14 protein-coding genes and 2 tRNA genes are annotated in these 21,732 nt (G+C 42.1%); 5 read left to right on the top strand and 11 right to left on the bottom strand.

What is annotated here, in order from left to right; all coding sequences use genetic code 11:
* The first annotated feature begins 225 nt into the window (after nt 1-225).
* From JMX83_RS13425 to JMX83_RS15445, 4 genes are all read left to right on the top strand, one after another.
* A complete protein-coding gene (locus tag JMX83_RS13425; RefSeq protein WP_201602730.1) occupies nt 226-1,101 on the top strand; it encodes a hypothetical protein in 876 nt (291 codons plus the stop codon).
* Nucleotides 1,098-2,414 carry a restriction endonuclease subunit S gene (locus tag JMX83_RS13420; RefSeq protein WP_201602728.1) on the top strand — a complete coding sequence of 439 codons (1,317 nt, stop codon included), beginning with the start codon at nt 1,098-1,100 and terminating at the stop codon, nt 2,412-2,414. Before JMX83_RS13425 ends, JMX83_RS13420 begins: the two co-directional genes overlap by 4 nt.
* Before the next feature lie 54 nt (nt 2,415-2,468).
* Entirely contained in the window at nt 2,469-5,483 is a 3,015-nt protein-coding gene (locus JMX83_RS13415) for a type I restriction endonuclease subunit R (protein WP_201602726.1), read from the top strand.
* Nucleotides 5,484-5,785: 302 nt separating this feature from the next.
* A complete protein-coding gene (locus tag JMX83_RS15445) occupies nt 5,786-6,247 on the top strand; it encodes a DUF805 domain-containing protein (protein ID WP_201602724.1) in 462 nt (153 codons plus the stop codon).
* A 175-nt stretch (nt 6,248-6,422) separates the two neighbouring features.
* Here JMX83_RS15445 and JMX83_RS13405 read toward each other — a convergent pair whose 3' ends face one another.
* The 9 genes from JMX83_RS13405 to JMX83_RS13365 all read right to left on the bottom strand — a co-directional run bounded on the left by JMX83_RS13405 (nt 6,423) and on the right by JMX83_RS13365 (nt 16,479).
* Nucleotides 6,423-7,778: a tyrosine-type recombinase/integrase gene (locus tag JMX83_RS13405; protein ID WP_201602722.1), complete on the bottom strand. Its 1,356-nt coding sequence runs from the start codon at nt 7,776-7,778 to the stop codon at nt 6,423-6,425.
* Between the two features lie 163 nt (nt 7,779-7,941).
* Nucleotides 7,942-8,028, bottom strand: a tRNA-Leu gene (locus JMX83_RS13400).
* A 124-nt stretch (nt 8,029-8,152) separates the two neighbouring features.
* A tRNA-Cys gene (locus JMX83_RS13395) sits at nt 8,153-8,226 on the bottom strand.
* Nucleotides 8,227-8,467: 241 nt separating this feature from the next.
* On the bottom strand, nt 8,468-9,433 hold the full coding sequence (locus tag JMX83_RS13390; protein ID WP_406947641.1) for a formate dehydrogenase accessory sulfurtransferase FdhD: 966 nt from the start codon (nt 9,431-9,433) through the stop codon (nt 8,468-8,470).
* Between the two features lie 90 nt (nt 9,434-9,523).
* On the bottom strand, nt 9,524-11,854 hold the full coding sequence (locus JMX83_RS13385; protein WP_201602720.1) for an FdhF/YdeP family oxidoreductase: 2,331 nt from the start codon (nt 11,852-11,854) through the stop codon (nt 9,524-9,526).
* 191 nt (nt 11,855-12,045) lie between these two features.
* The gene (locus JMX83_RS13380) at nt 12,046-12,840 is read right to left on the bottom strand and encodes an ABC transporter ATP-binding protein (protein ID WP_058024151.1); all 795 of its coding nucleotides are present in this window, start codon (nt 12,838-12,840) and stop codon (nt 12,046-12,048) included.
* Between the two features lie 64 nt (nt 12,841-12,904).
* The gene (locus JMX83_RS13375) at nt 12,905-13,804 is read right to left on the bottom strand and encodes an ABC transporter permease (RefSeq protein WP_201602717.1); all 900 of its coding nucleotides are present in this window, start codon (nt 13,802-13,804) and stop codon (nt 12,905-12,907) included.
* Nucleotides 13,805-14,250: 446 nt separating this feature from the next.
* Nucleotides 14,251-15,282 (bottom strand): ABC transporter substrate-binding protein, encoded by a 1,032-nt coding sequence (locus JMX83_RS13370; RefSeq protein ID WP_102091257.1) that lies wholly within the window; start codon nt 15,280-15,282, stop codon nt 14,251-14,253.
* 132 nt (nt 15,283-15,414) lie between these two features.
* On the bottom strand, nt 15,415-16,479 hold the full coding sequence (locus tag JMX83_RS13365) for an ABC transporter substrate-binding protein (protein ID WP_201602713.1): 1,065 nt from the start codon (nt 16,477-16,479) through the stop codon (nt 15,415-15,417).
* A gap of 567 nt (nt 16,480-17,046) precedes the next feature.
* On the opposite strand from JMX83_RS13365, the gene JMX83_RS13360 reads away from it, so the two are divergent.
* Nucleotides 17,047-17,457 carry a hypothetical protein gene (locus JMX83_RS13360; RefSeq protein WP_201602710.1) on the top strand — a complete coding sequence of 137 codons (411 nt, stop codon included), beginning with the start codon at nt 17,047-17,049 and terminating at the stop codon, nt 17,455-17,457.
* Nucleotides 17,458-17,575: 118 nt separating this feature from the next.
* Here the strand turns inward: JMX83_RS13360 and metG are convergent, their stop codons facing one another.
* Complete coding sequence (gene metG / locus JMX83_RS13355) at nt 17,576-19,672, bottom strand: methionine--tRNA ligase (RefSeq protein WP_201602707.1); 2,097 nt, start codon at nt 19,670-19,672, stop codon at nt 17,576-17,578.
* A 339-nt stretch (nt 19,673-20,011) separates the two neighbouring features.
* Nucleotides 20,012-21,427, bottom strand: coding sequence for a GntP family permease (locus JMX83_RS13350; RefSeq protein WP_201602696.1), 1,416 nt, complete (start codon nt 21,425-21,427; stop codon nt 20,012-20,014).
* Nucleotides 21,428-21,732 lie beyond the last annotated feature (305 nt).

Genomic DNA, 21,732 nt, shown 5'->3' with positions numbered 1-21,732 from the left:
CTTTGGCGCTATGGCTTTGATGGCTGACCAGGTGGATGGGTAATCGTCTTTAGCTTCAATTAGCATACGGACGGCGCGCTCTTTCATTTCAGGGGTATATTTTCGTGTTTTCATTGTCGTATTCTCTTGGAGCGTTGAGTCTCCGACAATCTCGGGGCGGTTCAAGGTGAGCCTGTTGGTATTGCCAGTCAAGTCTTTGACAACAGCGACTTTGGCTATCATAAGGTGACTATCGAGCGCCCTGATCGTCGTCATGCACAAATGAAAGATGAGCTGATTAATAGCTTACTATTTGATAATCAGCTCCGTGATGCCATGAGTCAGATGTACAACGAATATAATGCTGACAAGTATGATGAAGCGTTCTTCAAAGCTAACAAAGACAGTCTAAAAGCCTTCTCAGAGCAAGAGGAGCTAGACCTATCGGCTAAGCAACGCAAAAAGCTACTCGACCCTAAGACATGGGGTAATCAGCTGTCTTTATTTAATTATGCCAAAGCCATCCAAGCGCACATAGGCAATGCGCTATTTACTGATTTTAATGAGCTCACTAAAAAGGTAGCCAGCTTTCTCAAAGGCCACGATACCATCAAGCTAAAAGCCAATGAGCGCAAGCAAATCCTTGACGCGGTCAGCTGGTACGATGAAACAGGGGCAAAGGTTATTAAATCAGTATCAACATTGGACGGTGATAAACTCGAAGCGTTACTTGACCGTCTTGGCTGTACCACCGACCAGTTAGCTGACTTCGGTTATTATCCTGCCAGCAGCGTAGGTGTAGACACTGCTAAGCCGAACCAGTACGTTATCTATGAGTCTAGCAGTGATTTGCGTGACTACGAATCGATACCGCTTAAGCAAAGCATTCATCATTACTATCTAGATGAAGTCAAGCCGCATGTTGATGAAGCATGGCTTGACTTAGAGAGCGTCAAGATTGGGTATGAAATCAGTTTTAATAAATATTTCTATCAGCACAAGCCGCTGCGTTCACTATCAGAAGTAGCCAGTGAGCTGGTAGCGCTGGACAAGCAAGCCGATGGCTTAATAGCTCAGATACTAGGCGTACAAAGCCTTGAGTCCGTCAAGGAGCAGTTATGAGTACTACAGCTTTAATAGACTATGCTAAATATGATAGTTATAAGGATAGCGGTATAAATGAATTGGGTCAGATTCCTGAAAGATGGGAGCTACTATCAAATAAGCATATATTCTCTATCAAAAGTTCAAGAGTTGGTAAAAAATCTGAGGATTACGATTTATTGTCTTTAACACTTAAAGGTATCGTAAAAAGAGATATGGAGAATCCTCAAGGAAAGTTCCCAGCTGAATTTGATACTTATCAAGAAGTTAAGGCTGGTGATTTCGTATTTTGTCTTTTTGATGTGGAAGAAACACCTAGGACAGTAGGTTTGTCCGAATTTGACGGTATGATAACAGGTGCTTATACGGTGTTAGAAGTATCACCCGATTTTGATAAAACTTTTATATATTACTTTTATCTGAACCTAGATAATGAAAAAAAGTTGAAACCTTTGTATCGAGGTTTGAGAAATACGATACCAAAAGACTGGTTTATGAGCTATAAAACCTTTATTCCTACATACAAAGAGCAAATAGCCATTGCTAATTTTCTTGACCAAAAAACAATCCAAATTGACCAAGCTATCAATCTTAAACAACGGCAAATTGAACAACTTAATGAATATAAGCAAATCGTCATCCAAAATGTAGTGACTAAAGGTTTAGATGCTAATGCCAAAATGAAAAACAGTGGCATTGATTGGCTGGGTGATATTCCTGAAGCATGGGAAATCAAGAAACTAAAGTTTCTGACATCAAAGATTGGTAGTGGCGTTACACCTTCGGGTGGAGGTACAACATATATAGATAATGGTGTACCTTTATTGAGAAGTCAGAATATTCATTTTGATAGAATATCTTTAGATAATGTAGCAAGAATTTCTGAATTTGTTCATAACTCTATGGGTAATAGTAAAGTACAGAAAGGGGATGTGTTACTAAATATTACTGGAGGATCTTTAGGTCGTTGTTATTACAATAGCTTAGATATTGAACTAAATGTTAATCAACATGTTTGCATCATTAGACCAAATGAAAAAGTAGACTCAGTATTCCTAAATTACTTATTAGCTTCTAATATTGGACAACAGCAAATATGGTTTTTTCAACAAGGTGGAGGTAGAGAGGGTCTTAATTTTCAGAACCTTAAAAACTTTGATTTTCCATTACCTTCTAAATCAGAACAGCTTGTTCTAGTTAAATACATAGATGAGCAGGTTAATGTTATTAATAGAGCAATGAATAGTCAGAAAGAGCAAATCGAACGGCTAAAAGAATACAAAACTATCCTAATCAATCAAGCTGTGACTGGAAAAATAAAAGTCTGCTAAGAGTGATACGATAGTGATAGGGTGAATCTACGATAGCAAGTTAAGGGAATACATATGCAAATTAAGACCAGCCAATTTTCTGAAGAAGAGCTTGAAGACCATATCGTAGAGGCTATGGGCAATAACGGCTATACGATTGGCGACTACAAGGACTTCGATAAACGCTACGCTATCGACACCGCTCAGTTTTGGCAGTTTTTGCATAGCAGCCAGCAGCATGAGCTAGACAAGGTTATCAAGTACAATCCTAACGATTGGCAGGAGCTTATCCTTAGTATCCTTGACCGTATCATCAAAAAGAACGGTATACTCGATGTCCTAAAAAAGGGCATCAATGTCAATGATGCTCACCTAACTTTTCTTTATCCAGCACCACTTGCCAGCAGTAGTCTAAAAGTAGTCGAAAACCACCAACAGAATCAATTCAGCGTTACTCGTCAGGTGCATTACTCGGTTGCTGAACCGCTCAAGTCTGTGGACATGGTGCTGTTTATCAATGGGCTTGCTATTGCCACCTTTGAGCTAAAGAGCACGCATAAGAACCAGACGGCTAGGTTTAATGCGCTCAAGCAATATCAGAATGATAGAGACCCCAAAAAGACGCTATTTAACTTTGCGCGTTGTGTGGTGCATTTTGCCTTAGACAACCAAGAAATATATATGACCACGCGCTTGGCTGGTGATAAGACATTCTTTTTACCATTTAACAAAGGTAATGATGGCGGTAGCGGTAATCCGCTTAACCCCAATGGCTTTAAAACAGCTTACCTATGGCAAGAGGTATTAGCAAAAGACAGCTTAGTGAATCTAATCAGCCACTTTGTCCGCTTGGGCTGTGATGACCCTGACATCAAAAAGCCAAAGCTCTCTGATAAAACGCTTTATTTCCCACGCTATCACCAAATGGATGTGGTTAGAGAGCTTATCAAAGATGTAGAAAAAAACGGTGTTGGTAAACGATATCTGATTCAACACTCAGCAGGCTCAGGTAAATCAAACTCTATAACGTGGCTGGCGTATCAGCTTATTGAAGCCTATTCCAGTGTTAAAAATAGTGATACCGCTAATCCTGAAAAGCCCATCATCGATACTGTAATTGTAGTCACTGACCGCAAGATACTAGACCAACAGATTAAGGATAATATTAATCAGTTTAGCGAAGTAAAAGGCATCATTGCTCATTCAAACAAATCTAAAGATCTCAGAGAGGCATTAGAGAACGGTAAAAAAATTGTCATCACTACTATTCAAAAATTCCATTATGTACTGGATGATATTAGTGAAATGGCTCATAAAAACTTTGCGCTGGTCATTGATGAAGCACACAGCTCACAAACAGGGTCATCGCATGATGATATGAACCGCGCGTTAGGGGTAAAGGATAGTGACAACGAAGATATAGACAGTCTGTCTAATCAAGATAGAGTTATTCGAGCCATAGAAGCACGTAAGATGCGCGGTAATGCCAGCTACTTTGCCTTCACTGCGACACCTAAAAGCATCACTCTGGAGAAGTTCGGAATCAAGCAAGAAGATGAGAGCTTTAAGCCGTTTCATCTCTACAGCATGAAGCAAGCCATTCAGGAAGGCTTTATTTTAGATGTGTTAAGCAATTACACGACCTTTAAGTCATATTACGAAATCAAAAAGTCCATCAACGAAGATAAAAAATTCGACACTGTCAAAGCACAAAAGGCGCTCAGAGCCCATGTTGAGCGTGACCAGCAAACTATCGACGTTAAGTCAGCCATCATCTTAGAGCATTTTATCGAGAATGTTTATGGCAAAAATCGATTGAAAGGCCAAGCTAAAGGTATGGTCGTAACCCAGAATATCGAGATGGCAATACGCTACTATAAAACCATCAATGAGCAGCTAGAAGTCATGGGTAATCCCTTTAAGATGATTATCGCCTTTTCAGGAGAAAAGGAAGTGGACGGTATTGCGTACACTGAAGGTGGTATGAATGGCTTTGAGGATTCTAAAACTAAAGATAACTTTGATAAGGATGAGTACCGCTTACTAATCGTTGCTAATAAGTACCTGACGGGTTTTGACCAACCTAAGCTTACAGCTATGTACGTCGATAAAAAGCTACAAGACGTGCAAGCAGTGCAAGCCTTATCACGTCTCAACCGTTCAGCACCAAAGCTTGGTAAAAGGACTGAAGACCTATTCATCCTTGATTTCTTTAACGAAGTAAGCGACATCAAGCTATCATTTGATAAGTACTATACTGCGACTACGTTATCAGAAGCGACTGACGTAAACATATTGCATGAGATAAAAGGCAGTCTTGATGCAGTAGGTGTCTATGAACTACAGGAATTAAAGGAGTATGCAGACGCCTATTTTAGCGGTACTGAGATGTCGTTGTTAGAGGCCACTATAGATGTATTTGCAGAACGCTTTAATCTCAAGCTGGATTTGGATGAAGATACTAAAATTGAGTTTAAAATGCAGTCCAAGCAGTTCGTCAAGATATACAGTCGTATTGCAGCTATCACGCCTTTTCAGGTAGTAGAGTGGGAGCAGCTCTATTGGTTGCTAAAAGCACTTATACCTAAACTTGTCGTTCGCTCTAGTGAAGACGATGCGCTTGATGAGCTACTTGAATCTGTGGACTTAAATACTTATGCGATGGAGCGAACCGCGTTAGCCCAGAAAATTACATTAAAAGATGATGCAGGTACGCTTACCCCTAATAACGCAAATGTTCTGGGTGTTCATGATGAAAACAATGAAGACCAGCTAGAGAAAATTATTAAGGACTTTAACGAACGTTGGTTTAAGAACTGGCATATCACACCAGAAGAGCAGCGTATGAAGTTTATAAGTTTAGCTAAGCGGCTCACCGATCGCGCTGACTTTGAGCATAAGTACGTAAACACTAACGACGCGCAGCATAAGAAGCTAGAGTTTGAGAGTATGGTTAAAGAGATTGTAGTAGCAGACCGTCGCAAGGAAATTGATTTTTATAAGCAATTTATCCAAGACGAAGCCTTTCAAACAGCGGTGATACATAGTTTGAAGCAGGTTGTGGATAATAGGTTGAATGAGAACAGTTAGACCTCGAAGCGGACATTAGTAATGATGTATAAAAAAAAGAGAGCTGATGCTCTCTTTTTTTTATGCCTGATGTTACTCAAGGTTGTCAAAAACACCTTTCTCTATCGCATTGTATGAAAATAAACATTAGTTAAATTTTTTCAAAATTAATGTTGCTTATTATAAAACTGTTAATTAATATTGCTACATTGTTAATTTATTCAAAAAATTAGCAGTATCGATAGTTCACTCGATAAGCTGTCTGTTTTTTTAATATCCAAATCTCAATAACAAGTTATTTCTTACAAGGTAAAGATAAGTATATGATTAATATTCTCCTCATAGGGACATTCATTATCCTAATTTTACTAGGAAAAAAGGATATTGCTATTAAGGTTGTACAATCTTATCTTAGAACGCTATTCACCCAATTTATCGATTTTAGAACAAGAACAACTAATGCATGGTTGTACATATTTAGTGTTATAAATATTTTTATAATACTTAAGACTGGTGAAGGTGCATTTGAGTTTGCACTCGAGTCTGATACCTCGCCTATTACACTAATTAAGCTAGTTATATTTTGCTTATGTGTCGTATCAAGTTTTAGCATTTTGGTTAGAAGACTGCATGACATAAATAAACCAGGATGGCTTTTGATAGGGGGTATGGTTTTCCCTCCATTCCTTATTATATTAATGTTTATGCTCCTATTTCCTGGAACTGACGGCGCTAATAAATATGGTAGAGACCCTAAAAGCCTGCCTTATTGGTACTTGAGATAGTACAAGCATTACTTAATGATTTTTATAAGTTAAACAATTTATCTGCGTACAGAACAGATAAGTAATTAATCACTCAAATTCTTATGACTTTTTATTTTAAAGAGAAAAAGGCTTTTTAGTTAATAATATAGCTTTCAATGTTTATTAGTATTCAAACTTTAGGCAAGCTTCGCCTTTACCCTTTAAGCATTTCAAGCACTTTATCCTCTCCTAGCTCAGCAATCAATGCTTGTAGCTGGGCAGTAGAGTCAGCTTGTGACTGAGCATCCGCTCTAAATTCAGCTGTGTCAAGACCTTCCCTGAGAGCATCTAAGTAGTTTGCCCATTTCTGCATCATGTCGCTACGATCGTCGATGTACTCAAACCGACCGTAAGCAGTTCCATTAGGATCTTTAGTAGTATGACCTAAAGCCATCTCAACAAGCACAAGAGAGTACTTTAGCTGCTCTTGCAGGATAGTCTTCGCAGTGGCTCTAAAACCATGAGCACAGTGTATGTTTTGATAACCCAAATTGTGTAGTTGATTATTAGCGGTAGCGTCTGAAATGATATGATGTTTTTTTGCTGTTTCGCTAAAAAAGACATATTCGGTATGTCCATTAATTTTTTGCTGTTCACGTAATATAGCTACGGCTTGATCAGGTAGGGGAACAACCATATCCTTAACCATGTTTACCTTACCTTGACCCTTTAATGGCTTTAGTTGCCACCTGCCAGCCTCTAGATTAAGCTCGTTCCATCTCATGCGTCGCAAGTCACCATTACGAACGAAGAGCATTGCTAATAGCCTAAGGGAGTTTATGGTATTCAAATCACATTCTAAGGTTTCAATAGCTCGCAGTAGCTGAGCCAAATCTTTAGGCTTAGTAATGGCAGGACGATGACCATAACTAGACTTAGCTAATTGACTCTTAATAAGCGCCGCAGGATTGCTGCTACAGAACCCACGAGCTCCAGCATAGACAAATACGTCACTAGCAATACCTGCACAGCGTTCAGCCTTATCTGTAGGCTTGCCAGCTTTACTTAAGGAGTTAGCTTGGATGTCTAATAACACTTCGAGCATTCTAGGTGAGCCAATCTCATTAATAGGCTCATTACCAATATAAGAGCATATAAGCTCTAAACGGCCTTTCTTACGAATCAACGTATTACCTTTTTGAGTCTGCTCCAGTCCTTCAAAATACTCCCAAGCGAAATGATTAAAAGATTTTTTAGTTTTACTAACAATACTTTTCTTCAATTCTTCACGATGGTTTTTGGGATCAATATTACGGCTCAACAACTCTTCATATTCACGCCAAATTTCACAGGCACGTGAAAACGATACGTTTGGATACACGCCAAGCGATATGCGTTTATTTTTTGAATGAGTAGGAGACAGGTAGCGATAAACCCAAGACTTGGTGCCGTTAGGTCTGACCATGAGATAAAGCATGGGATGGTTTTTGACAGAGACCAGATATTCCTTGTCATCGGCTTTATGACTGCTGATGCTGCGATCGGAGCTGATAGGTTTACGTGCTTCCATGACTGATACCCCAATGTACATTTAAAAACCAGTGTACATAGTAGTGTACATCAGATGCATGGATTGGGATAGATAGAGCAGGACAGTATAGAACGCCAGATACAACAAAGCCCCTGATATCAGAGGCTTTAGCTGTTCTATAAGATAGTATAGGACTATGTAATGGTACCCGGAGCCGGACTTGAACCGGCACGCTATTGCTAGCGAGGGATTTTAAATCCCTTGTGTCTACCAATTTCACCACCCGGGCAAAACTTGTGTTATCTAACATGTAAACTAGCTGATAGACCATCTAGTTACTAGATAAGTGGTCGCTATTATAATCGGTTGAGATAATAATGCAAGCCAAAATTAACGTAAAGTTAATAAATAATTGGAGGCTGGAGTCGGAATCGAACCGGCGTTAACGGAGTTGCAGTCCGCTGCATGACCACTCTGCCATCCAGCCAATCAAGGTGGACTATATTAGCAAAAATATACCAAATTACAAGTCATTTTTCATGCAAACAAGCGTTATTTTTGATTAATATATATTTACCCTTTATTTTCAGTTGGTTGGGTTGCTATTGATTTAATTATTATTAGAGAATAAAAGGACAAAGGAGTGTTAAACATCAAATGTTAACCTGCTGAGCGCTCTCTTTATCGTTGCCTTTGGTCTTTTTGGTGTTGTTTGTATCTGTGGATGATCAGATCTTCGAGTAGTAAGTGACTCGGTTGTTGCGCAAAAATCCTGCTAACCCAAGTCCATAGCGTTCAGCCACGCGTACTGCGGTGCTGGTCGGTGCTGACATGCCAACGAGCCAAGGAATGCGACTACGAATAGATTTTTGTACCAATTCAATTGATAGGCGTGAGGTCATGAGTACGCAATCAACTTCTACTTTTTGTCGCAGTTGCCAACCGATTAATTTGTCGAGTGCATTGTGACGTCCTACGTCCTCAAATAAGTATAGCTGCTGATTGTATATCGTTGCTGCTGCATGCACAGCTCCTGTTAGTTGATGTGTGTGCTGTGCAGCATCTACTTGCTGACGTAATGCCAACAGATAGTCAAGGCTTGGCACGGTTGCCTTAGAGCCATGGATATTTGCTTGTGAGTAATGGCTCAAGTCGGGCAATGCTTGTGTCAGGCCAGTGATTCCGCACATACCGCAGCCTGTACGGCCTGCTAATTGACGCTTCTGAGCTTGAATGCGTTGATGGCAACGCTGGCTTAAGACCAGCTCTACGATATAAATATCATAATCTTGAAGTTGTTGTAAGCTTTGCTCAAACGATGATGGTTCGAGATTCTCGTCTCTTGAAGCCTGAGCAAACTTTTGGTAGCTATCAATATCGGTAAGATGAGTCACTTCCCAATCGAGTAACTCGTGACTGTGCTGAATCAAGCCCTCGCTAAATAAGAAGCCAACAGCCAAATACTCTAATTGGTAAGGGCTGGCCATCAGTACGGCATAATGAATACCATTAATAATGATTGACACCGCTGCTTCTATGGCCAAACTGGTGGTCTGAGATTCGATATTAGCTTGAGCAGTATGTTCCTCACTATTAAGCCCGTCATTATCTGATAAGTAATAATGCTTATGCGCCAAATGGCTACGAGCAAGCAGCATCTCAGATACTACGTTATCCTCAGATGCTCCAGTCATAACCACTTTGGTTTCAGGTGTATCATTCATCATAGCAGTGGTGCTAGGCAACTCACTTTGCTCAACGCTATCTTCAGTTATTATAGTCATTTATGCAGGCTCTGCTATTCGAGCACCTGCATTGACGCGCTCCAAAATAACGGTCGTCGACTTGTACGCTGGAATATGAGAGTCTGGCGCATGTGTGTCTAAATCAAACAGGTCATTGCATTCAGGATAATAAGCGGCAACGGCGTTAGAGGCAATATCCATCTCCGTTAGTACTAATGGACCCAATACTCGTGGTTCAGCTGAACTGTCTTTAGCACGTTGGCGAGTCACCATAATGCGGTCACCTTTTTGCCAGCCTAGGCGGCTGATTTCATCTGGATGCATAAATAGCACATCGCGGCGATTAGTCTGGCGATAGCGGTCTTTAAACCCGAATATCATGGTATTGAATTGATCGTGACTACGGACGCTGGTCAATTGCCAAACCTTTTGCGTTATGTTCTGCGTTGTATTCTCGTCATCAATGCCTTGCGCATCTTCCATTTGGGATGCAACGTACGTAATGGGGTATTGTGGTACTTCAAACTGCGCTTTGCCGCTCTCAGTATTCCATACACGGTGACGCGCCGCATGATACAAATGAAAACCGCGTTCCGAATTGCGAATGCGCTGATTGAAGTTTTCAAAACCGTTAATAGCTTGGGCGATATAGTCGCGAATAAGGTTAAAATCCTCACTCATCGCAAGCCAAGGAATAGATGAATCGGCACCGAGCACGTGAACCGCCATATCTGCCACAATTTGTGCTTCAGATTTTAAAGTGTCGCTCACAGGTTTTAGCTTGCCTTGAGTGGGTACGATCTGACACATTGAGTCTTCGATCGTTGCAAACTGCTCACCTTTTGTCGTTGTAATGCGCTCAGTACGACCTAGACAAGGCAGAATTATATTATTTGCCCCCGGGTATAGCATCGTCTCATTGAGCTTAGTACCGACAAAAATATTGAGTTGAGTGGTGGTCAGTGCTTGTTGAATAGCGCTCGTATCAGGAGCGGCTACAGCGTAATTACCGCCCATTCCCATAAAGACCTTTAATTGACCCGCGATAAGCGCTTTGGCACCTGTAACGACGTCGTAGCCATGTTCTTGCGGCATAGGGCGCTCAAAGACACGCTCAAGACTGTCCAGCAAGCTTTTGCTAGGGCGCTCGTGGATACCCATGGTGCGATCGCCCTGTACGTTAGAGTGACCACGAACGGGAGAGGCACCTGCACCATCAATACCGATCATACCCATTAGCAGCAGTAAATTGGTAATCATCGCGACATTGTCATCGCCTTGCACGTGCTGGGTGATGCCCATGCCCCAAGTACAAATCGTCGCTGAACTGTCAGCTACTAATCTAGCGAGATGGATAATATCTGTTTGAGTGATACCGCATCCAAGCGTGATATCTTCCCAAGTTTGTACTGTTAGCCATTGTTTTAGCGGTTCAAAACCTGAGGTATGAGTGGTGATAAAATCGTGATTGATTCTATCGTTTTCAATCAGCCATTTGGCAATGCCCGTCAATAGCGCGGTATCCCCACCGATTTGAATTTGAATGACATCATCGACCATATCATCGCTTTGACCGGCTGCCATATGCGTAGGTTTTTGCGGATTTCTGAACTTGCTTAAACCTTGTTCACGCATCGGATTGATTGAAATGATTCGGCATCCTTGCTCATGCGCATGGGCGAGCATCTCTAGCATACGTGGATGGTTGGTAGCTGGGTTTTGCCCAAACATCAATATCAGTTTGGCTTGCTCAAAATCTTCTAGCATGACCGTTGCTTTACCGATACCTAACTGTTTGCTAAGCATTACTGATGTGGGCTCATGACACATATTGGAGCAATCTGGCAAATTGTTGGTACCAAAACAGCGCACAAATAACTGATATAAGAAGGCAGGCTCGTTGGTCACGCGGCCTGATGTATAAAATAGTGCTTCATCGGGTGAATCAAGTTGTCCTAGCTGCTCAGCGATTAAGCTATAAGCCGCTTCCCAAGGAATAGGGACGTAGCAATCTTGTGCGATATCGTAATACATCGGCTCTGATAAACGACCACTGTGCTCAAGTTCGTAACCCGACCATCCTTGTAGCTCAGTCACGGTATGTCTTGCAAAAAACTCGGCGTCAGCTTTGTGAGTCATGGTCTCGCTAGCAATGACTTTTATACCGTTTTCACAGACATCGATGGATTTGTGCGATTTATGGTCGGGCCATGCACAACCTGGGCAGTCAAATCCGCCTTGAGGTTGATTGCTTTTGAATACACTTAGGCCGCCCCGTAGAAACGTCTGATAGTCCATCAGCTTTTGAGTCGAGGAGATCAGCGCAGGCCAACCAGCGGCAGGATGGGAATAAATAGGAATTTTGCGCATGACAGACCTCATAGATAGATGACAATAGCGAAGCATGGATAGACAACAACTATATAATGGTCAACAGAAACTTCATATGATCATTAACTATAGATAACAAAAAACCTTCAAGAAAAATCAATTTTCTTGAAGGTTTTAGGAGTAGCTAAAACAGTTATATCTGCTACGTAACATTCATAAGTTGAAAAATATTAGCTTAAAATTAAACTGTCGTCTTCGACCTTTTCGCCGCGTGTTTGCTCAAACATATCTAACAAATCGTGTACGGTCATGCCTTTACGAATATCTCCAGACACATCCAAGACCACTTGCCCTTGGTGCAGCATCACGGTACGCGTACCATGTGCCAAAGCTTGTTGCATAGAATGCGTCACCATCATAGTGGTGAGCTTATTGTCTGTGACAATTTTATCTGTCAATTCTAGAACAAAGGCGGCGGTTTTTGGATCAAGGGCAGCAGTATGCTCATCGAGCAACAAAATCTTAGAGGGCTGCAATGATGCCATCAGAAGGCTGACGGCTTGACGTTGACCACCAGAAAGCAAGCCCATACGGTCTGTTAGGCGATTCTCTAGACCTAATTTCAATACTGATAACTTTTCTCGGAACAAGTCACGGTTATTTTGGTTTAGTGCAAACTTCAAACCGCGCTTGCCGCCTCGCTTATAGGCCAATGCCATGTTTTCTTCGATCGTTAGCGCTTCACAAGTACCTGCCATTGGGTCCTGAAAAACACGTGCAACCCAGTGCGCGCGTTGATGGGCGGATTTTTTGGTAACATCAATGCCATTTAGCAAGATTGAGCCACTATCGACGCGCGTTGTACCGCTTACTGCGTTCAAAAAAGTCGATTTACCTGCACCGTTAGTACCAATGACGGTGACGAACTCACCATCAGCGATATTCAAACTGATACCACGTAGGGCAGGGTTCTCGATAGGCGTGCCTGGATTAAAGGTCAACTGTAAATCGGTGGCTTGCATCATAATCGTTATTCCTTATTATCTCTTCAAGCAAAGCAAGTGCTGTTGACACTTGCTTAAACTGTCATTAGGCGCGAACTTTGCGTGATAAAAACTTCGTTTTCGCTTTTGGTAAGACCAAAGCCAGTACCACGAGTAACGCGGTAATTAAGTTCAAATCTTGCGGACCAAAGCCGATACTACGTAGCGTATCGCTCGATAGTGCGACCTGAATAAACAGCTTGTACAATACTGCACCGACCACAACAGCAAAAGTAATGAGCCAAATACGCTTGGCAGGAATGATGGTCTCACCAATGATGACCGCTGCTAGACCAATGACAATTGTGCCGATACCGATAGAAATATCAGCGCCACCTTGGGTCTGGACAAATAACGCACCTGCTAAGGCAATCAAACCGTTAGAGATCGCCATACCGATGATGGTCATCCATGAGGTATTAATACCTTGCGCTTGTGCCATTCTCAAGTTTGAGCCCGTAGCACGCATTGATAAACCGGTTTCGGTACTATAAAACCAGTTTAAAAATAGCATGGCAATCGCCACGACGACCCCGATAATCAGACAGCGCATCCAATAGCCATTGCCATTAGTCACTAAAGCACTAAATACCGTCGTTTCACCAAGTAATGGTAGGTTTGGGGCGCCCATGATACGTAGGTTGACAGAATATAGGGCAACCATCACCAAGATACTGGCTAGCAGTTGTAGGATGCCAAGTTTGACGTGCAGCCATGCAGTAACGATACCGGCGACTGAGCCTGCTAGCATACCAAAAGCACAGGCGAGCCACGGATTAACACCCGCAACGATAGAGATACCAGCGACCGCGCCGCCCAACGGAAAGCTACCATCAGCCGTTAAGTCAGGGAAGTCGAGCGTACGAAATGAGATCAGCACACCAAGTGCGACGAGGCCATAAATCAGACCACTTTCAAGCGCACCAAAAAAAGCAATTAAAGACATAAGAGATCAGTAAGTCATAACCCAGTGTCTAGCGTATGATATCAAGATAGGTGAGAGGCGATTGCCAAAACCTTCTAAATGCTAAACAGCTAAGCGGTGAATTTAACAGATTAAGCAATCTGCGGTTAGGGTAAACCAAAACAGGTCACGATTAACAACGATCATAAGTTACCTTGGTTTAAAGCTATAGTTCGAGCCATGGTAATATTCAATGGAGCAAAAATGTATTTTACTTAACAAGTAGCAGATAAGCCACAAGCTAAAGACAGCAATATATGAAACAAACTATTTAAATAGGTTCTGCTGAAACAAGAAGCCCAGCTTACTGACTCATAGCTGGGTTTCTTGTCAAACATTTAGCATCACAGCGCAAGATGGCGATCAATCACTGATTGGTATGGCTATCTTGCTTACGGCTACTATTCTAAGCCAAATACAAAGGTGCGTTATTCTACCACTTCTTTTGCTTTATCGATAACCGCTTGTGGCAAAGTGATACCTTCTTCTTGAGCATGTTTTGGGCTGACATATAGGTTAAGCGCTTGTGGAGTATAAACAGGGATAGCGCCTGCTTTTTCACCATTCAAGATACGAACAACGATTTTACCCGTTTCACGGCCAAGCTCATAGTAGTCTACGCCTAATGCCGCAACCGCACCGCGCTCAACTGAGCTAGTGTCTGATGCGATAAGAGGAATCTTACTTTCTTTAGCAATTTGATAGAGTGACTCGTAAGCGGATACCACGTTGTTATCAGTCGACGTATAGATCATGTCGACTTTGCCTTCAAGACTACGGGCTGCCATCGCGATGTCATTACTACGCTGTGCAGGTGCTTCTAATACATTGATGCCGAGCGGTGTCAATTTCTCTTTTAGATTTTGTAAGATAATCGTTGAGTTGACTTCACCTGGGCTATAGACATAACCGACATTTTTTAATGATGGAATGATTTGACGCATCAAGTCGATTTGCGGCTCGTACGGTAGCGCATCTGATGCGCCTGTAACATTGGTGCCAGAACCATCTAGCTTAGGTACCAGTTTGGCTGCTACTGGATCGGTAACCGCAGAGAATACCAATGGAATGCTGCTAGTAGAAGCGGCAACAGACTGCGCAGATGGTGTCGCGATAGCGACGATCACATCTGGCGCATCAGCGACGAATTGCTTAGCAATCTGTCCGGCAGTAGCTGTATTACCCTGTGCGCTTTGGAAGTTGACGGTTAGGTTTTCACCGTCTTTGAATCCTGCTTCGTTTAATTCGTCGATCACGCCTTTGCGCACATCATCAAGTGCTGGATGTTCAACGATAGCAGTGATAGCAACAGTTTTCATTTCGGTGGCAGTATCGCCAGTAGCTGCAGTATCAGTCGTGCTGGTATCTTGGGCTGATTGATTACAACCCGTTAAGATAGCAGTGCATACACCGCCTAGTAGTAACGCTTTGCCAAAATTAAAACGATTTTGATACAACATGGTTCTGACTCCTAAAAGTAATAATGTGTCCGTACATTATTAATAGATGGGTAAAAGAGTAAAGCGAGCCACTTATGATGGCTACAGGTTATTTTTCAGTATTACTATTTAGCACTATTTATTTTATTCGTGCTATTTGTTATCAGTGCTTTGCGTTTGTTCATCAACATTGATGCCATTTTTTAGCAACTCTGCTGGCAAACTAACGCCTTGCGTTTTGGCGTGCTTAGGGCTGATATATAAGGTTAGATCGTTCATGACGGCAGGTTCGATGGTATTGATAGCTTCGCCATTTAATACGCGATATACCATTTTTCCAGTGGTACGACCAAAGTCATAATCATTAACGCCAAGAGCAGCTGTCGCGCCGCGTTTCACACTGAACTCATCAGACGCGACAATGGGTAATTTTAACTCATTCGCGGCTTGGGTCATGGCTTCAAAAGCAGAGGCAACATTATTGTCAAATGAGGTATAGATGATATCTGCGCGTCCTTGCAAGCTACGCGTTGCCATGCCGATATCGGTTGGACGATTGGCAGGAATGTCTAACAATGTCAGACCTCGTGCTGGCAGGGCTTGTTTTAGACTATCACGCAATGACACTGAGTTGGCTTCGCCTGGGCTGTAAACGTAGCCGATCGTTTTCATATCAGGTTTTATTTGCTGCAATAAATCTAACTGCGGCTCTAGTGGTAGCTGACTAGATAATCCTGTCAAATTGCTTTGAAAAGGCTTGCCATCTTCGGTAATAAGCTTAGCGCCTAGTGGATCTGATACGGCCGTATAAATGATAGGAATAGTAGTGGTCGCAGCGACAATCGACTGGGCCGATGGCGTCGAGATGGCGACGATGGCGTCCGGATTGTCTCCTGCAAACTGCTTAGCAATCTGTCCTGCTGTCGCGGTATTGCCCTGTGCACTTTGGAAGTTTACGGTCAGATTCTGGCCTTCGACATAACCATTGTCTGCCAGCTCATCAATAATCCCGCGGCGCATATCATCCAATGATGGATGCTCAACGATCTGAGTAATGGCAATAGATTTGGCAGGTTTTTCTGCATCTGCAGCAGCACTATTTTCAGTAGTGGCTGCTGTGTCAGTAGAGGAGTTCGAGCAGCCTATCAGGCCAAGTGTGCTAATGGCACTAAGAGCAACGCCATATAGGCTTAAGCGTAGAGTAGAAGCAATAGTCATTATTAGGATAACTCATAGGTTATATCAATCATAAAAACCAAGTGAGGACTGCCAGATTGATCAAGCCTACTAATAGCAATGCTCAAATGATCTGTTTGGTTCTCTTTGGTTTTAAAAAAGATATTGGAGAATGCAGATTAGCCGAGTCAATGCTATGTTGATGCCAAAATAGCAGGCTAACCATTAATTAAAGTAATCGTTCCGTCGATTATTATGTTCATATTATGACAGTAATGTAAGTTATCGCAATAAAAAATTAAAGCGCATTCGTCATAGGTGCAACTAAGAGGTACATTGACGGGTAGCACAAGGATTTATTTTAAAGAGATAATCATAAAATAGTGCTTTTTAGATGGCTTTATATTCAATAAAACAATAATAAAAAAGGGTACACACTAGCAACGCATCTATTACGAACCCACTTTATAATTAACGTAAGCTAATGTTTATACAAAAGTTTTTTATATGAGAAGTAGAGTACGTCCAAAATCCATATCATTATTATGTTGACGTATTGAATATACAACGCACTCGAATATCTCATTCGCATATTTCAAGGATAACATTATGAATACGGCTAATTTGAAGTTATTAACCATCGCTGGAATTACGGCAAGCTCATTGATTTGCCTGCCTGCTATTGCAAAAGACAATCATGGTAATAGGCACGGTCATGGAAATGGCAAAAGTAACTCAGCTCACATTAGTAAAGATTACAACCATAACAGTTATCAAAATAACGGTAATGCCCACCCTAATATTAATGCGTATCGCAATGCTAGCCCTAACGCCTCATTCAAGCGTGACCTTGATAAATACGGTTATAGAGTAGTCGGCAAGATTGATAGAAGGGACTATGATCGTTCTGTCATTTTAGACCGTTATGATGACCGTTACGAGCGTATCCGTACGCCAGACAATAAGATTGTGACAGTGATTAATAATACGTTGGAAATTATTGATGTTTTGAGTAGATAACTATTGAATAGAGAGCTATAAAGCTTAATTGTTACTTATCTTGTCAATCAGCCATAAAAAAAACGGTCTATTTAGACCGTTTTTTTTCGTTCTTTAATTATTACTTAAGGCAACGTTCCTATGCGAGCACATCACCAATGACACAGTTATCAGGTAGAGTAACGACCGTTAGCTGAGTTTTTGGATTGCCAGTTGACAATACCATACCTTCTGAAACGCCAAATTTCATGGTGCGCGGCGCAAGGTTGGTGACACAGATGACTTTTTTACCCGTCAGTTGCTCAGGCTCATAGAACTTACGAATACCGCTAAATACGTTGCGTGGTTTATCTTCGCCAACATCCAGTGTGAACTGGAGTAACTTGTCCGCGTCTTCGACGTGATTGCACTCTAAAACGTGTGCCACTTTCATCTCGACTTTAGCAAAATCCTCAATCCCAATATAGTCCGTTTGCTCATCATCTGTATTCATCTCTGCTGATGCTTTGTTTTTGGCAGTAGATTGAACGTCTGTAGTCGCGGCAGGGGCATCGACTTGAGCCAATGACGCTTTGGAATCTTCTACCATGGCGTCGATATCTTTTTCTTCGATACGCTGCATCAGTGGTTTGAATTTATTGATTTTGTGTCCTAACAACCACTCATTACGACTGGCAAAGCTCAAATCATCAAGATTTAAGAACGCTTTGGCGTTGTCGGTCAGTTCAGGCAGTACAGGTGCCAGATAGACCATCAATTGACGGAAGATATTGATAGCGACCGAGCAGACGTCTTGAACTTCTTGCTCAGTGCCTTCCAATTTCGCTAGCGACCATGGCTTTTTGGCATCGATATATTCGTTAGCTTTGTCCGCACACTGCATGATGAGGCGCATAGCACGCGAGAACTCACGATTCTCGTAAGCAGCAGCAATCTCATCGCCCGTTTTGGTAATGTCTTCTAATAGGCGCGGTTCAGCGCAAGTTTCAGACAGTATACCGTCGTATTTCTTAACCAAGAACCCTGCACTACGACTGGCAATATTGACGACTTTACCAACCAAGTCAGAGTTGACCTTTTGCATAAAGTCTTCTAAATCTAAGTTGATGTCCTCAACTTTATCAGACAGTTTGCTGGCGAAATAATAACGCAGGTATTCAGGATGTAAGTGCTCAGCATACGTCTCGGCCTTGATGAAAGTACCGCGTGACTTACTCATTTTTTCGCCATTGACCATCAAGAAACCATGGGCAAAAACACCTGTTGGCGTACGCAGTTCACTACCCGCGAGCATCGCTGGCCAAAACAAGGCATGGAAATACACGATATCTTTACCGATGAAGTGATAAACTTCGGTTTTGTGCTCGTTTTCTTGTGCCCAGTAGCGGTCGAAATCAAGTGCTTGGTCTGTACCAGCACGCTTATCACAGAGGTTTTTAAAGCTTGCCATGTAGCCCACTGGCGCATCTAGCCACACATAAAAGTATTTGTCTGGCTCATCGCTTGGCGTATCTGGGATCTGGAAGCCGAAGTAGGGGGCATCACGTGAGATATCCCAGCTGGCAAGTCCTGCCTCAAACCATTCTTGTAATTTGTTGGCGACTGAGGTTTGCAAGCGATTGTCACTGCGCGTCCAGTCCTGTAAGAACTGCTCAAACTCTGGCAAATCAAAGAAATAATGCTTAGAGGTTTTAAGGACAGGGGTTGCATCAGACAATGTTGAATGTGGGTCTTTTAGATCCGTTGCATCGTAAGTAGTGCCACACACTTCACAGTTATCGCCGTACTGGTCTGGTGAATCACACTCTGGACAAGTACCTTTGACAAAGCGATCCGCTAGAAATAATTGCTTTTCAGGATCAAATAGCTGCTCGACATCTTTTGTGCTGATATGACCAGCATCATTTAGACGACGATAAATCAGCTCAGAGAACTGTTTGTTTTCTTCTGAATGAGTGCTGTGGTAATTATCAAAGTTGATAAGGAACTTTGCAAAATCCGCTTCGTGTGAGGCTTTGACTGAGGCAATTTGCTCTTCTGGCGTGACGCCATTGGCTTCTGCTTTGAGCATGATTGCCGTACCGTGTGCGTCATCCGCGCAGACATAGGTGACCTGATGGCCTTGCGCTTTCATCGCACGTACCCAAATGTCGGTCTGAATATATTCTACAAGATGCCCCAAATGGATATAGCCATTGGCGTAGGGCAGCGCACTGGTTACTAGAATCTCACGCACAAAATCACCTATATTTTTATATAAACGGGTTAGTTATCGAACATCTCAAGCGGTTGATCGCTCATCGATGCGACATCGTTAATGCTAAAAACTTCTAAAAATAATAAAAATTCAAAAAGTGCGCCTATGATACCGTAATTCAGATAATTTTGTGATATTCCTTGGTAATTACTTCTCATCTGGCAGGCATTTATTAACCATAAACAATAGCCTTGCATCGTATTTGATAGTTATAGAGTAGTTATTAATCAGCCATGAAAAAACCCACTAAGTAGTATGCCAAGTGGGTTTTTATTTACGTGTTATTCGCGTAGGTATTAGTAACAAAGACTGATTAACTTAAAATGAACCAAACATCGTTCCTAAGATGATAACAGCAACCACAGCGACCAATGGAATGACCATCGTAACCATCGCTAAGTTCAAATAAGACTGCTTATGGGTCAAACCACAAATCGCTAGCAAGGTGATGACAGCGCCACTGTGCGGAAGCGTATCAAGACCACCTGCCGCCATAACGGCTACGCGGTGCATCAGCTCAGGGTCGATACCCGCATTGACGGCCATTCTTAGATAGTCTTCACCCAATGTAGATAGCGCAATACTTAAACCACCAGATGATGAGCCTGTGATACCAGCAAGCGTGGTCATCGCGACCGCCTCTGAGATCAGAGGGTTGTCAGGAGTAAGGTTTAAAATGCTGTCACGAATGATAAGGAAACCCGCTAGTGAGGCAATAACTGCGCCATAACCCACTTCTGAGGCGGTATTAAAAATAGGCAACATCGAGTCATAAGTACCACGGTTGATGGTTTTTTGTAGATTATTCCAGTGTCCAATACGTAGCAGAATTAATACCACACAAGCTACGACCAACGAGATAATAATTGACCATAACCCAAGTGAGCCTGCGATATTCAACTCTGGGAATTGAGTTTGTAGGCGACTGAAATCTATCGATGGGAATACCACATAGGTCAATATAGCGTTCAAGCCAATGACCAATACTAGCGGAATCATCGCAACAGTGAATGAAGTGTGATGAGTGTTTAATACCTCAACTTCTTTTGCAGCCGCTCCAACGCCGCCTACATCCTCTTCATCATGCTGACCATAACCTTCCCCCGCTGCATTTGCTTTTCTGGCGCGTGACTGAAGCCACAACCAACCACAGATAAACATGATCGTACCGCCAATGATACCCAAGATAGGCGCGGCAAATACGTTGGTGTTGTAGTAAGGAATTGGAATAGCATTCTGAATGGCTGGCGTGCCTGGCAATGCAGTCATCGTAAACGTAAATGACCCTAGGGCAATTGCTGCTGGAATCAAACGTTTTGGGATATCGGCTGCTCTAAACAAGTCTTTGGCGATTGGATAAATAGCAAAAGCCACAACGAACAACGAGACGCCGCCATAAGTCAAAATGGCACAGACCAAAATCACCGCAAGAATGGCCTTGCTGGCACCGAGCTTTTCGACGACGGTATTGGCAATGGCAGTTGCTGCACCAGAGTCAGCCATCAAACGCCCAAACAGTGCGCCCAGCAAGAATATCGGGAAGAATTTAAGTAAAAATCCACTTAACGCGCCCATAAAGACATCGGTATAAGCGGGGATGGTATTTAAGAAGTCACCTGACAACAAGACTGCTAGCGTCGCCATAATCGGTGCTAGAATCAGCACAGAGTAACCGCGATAAGCAAAAAACATGAGTAATAATAGGGTAATGACAATCGCAAATGTACTAAACATGATAGCCCTCCTTGGCAAAATTAAGACAGCGAGTATGTCGCGCTTATCGATGTAGGTCAATAAGATTTAGGTCAATAAAATTAATCAAAAAACCTTATTTATTATATTTTATTAAACTTAAATCTAGATTGAGATATTACTGAAGGATAATGAATACTTTGTGGACTCGCGTGCTCTTGGAGTTATTTTCTAGTCACTAAGCAACTAGGCGCTACGAAAATAATATGTTAAGTTAGCATAAGTATTTTATACATGATATACCGATATAATATGTATTATTATAAATAAAAATATAAAGTATAATG

Origin of the sequence: Psychrobacter piscatorii, assembly GCF_904846415.1 — a bacterium.
Lineage (GTDB): Bacteria > Pseudomonadota > Gammaproteobacteria > Pseudomonadales > Moraxellaceae > Psychrobacter > Psychrobacter piscatorii.
The sequence above is the reverse complement of the archived record's forward strand: the minus strand, read 5'-3'. Positions and strand labels throughout refer to the sequence as shown.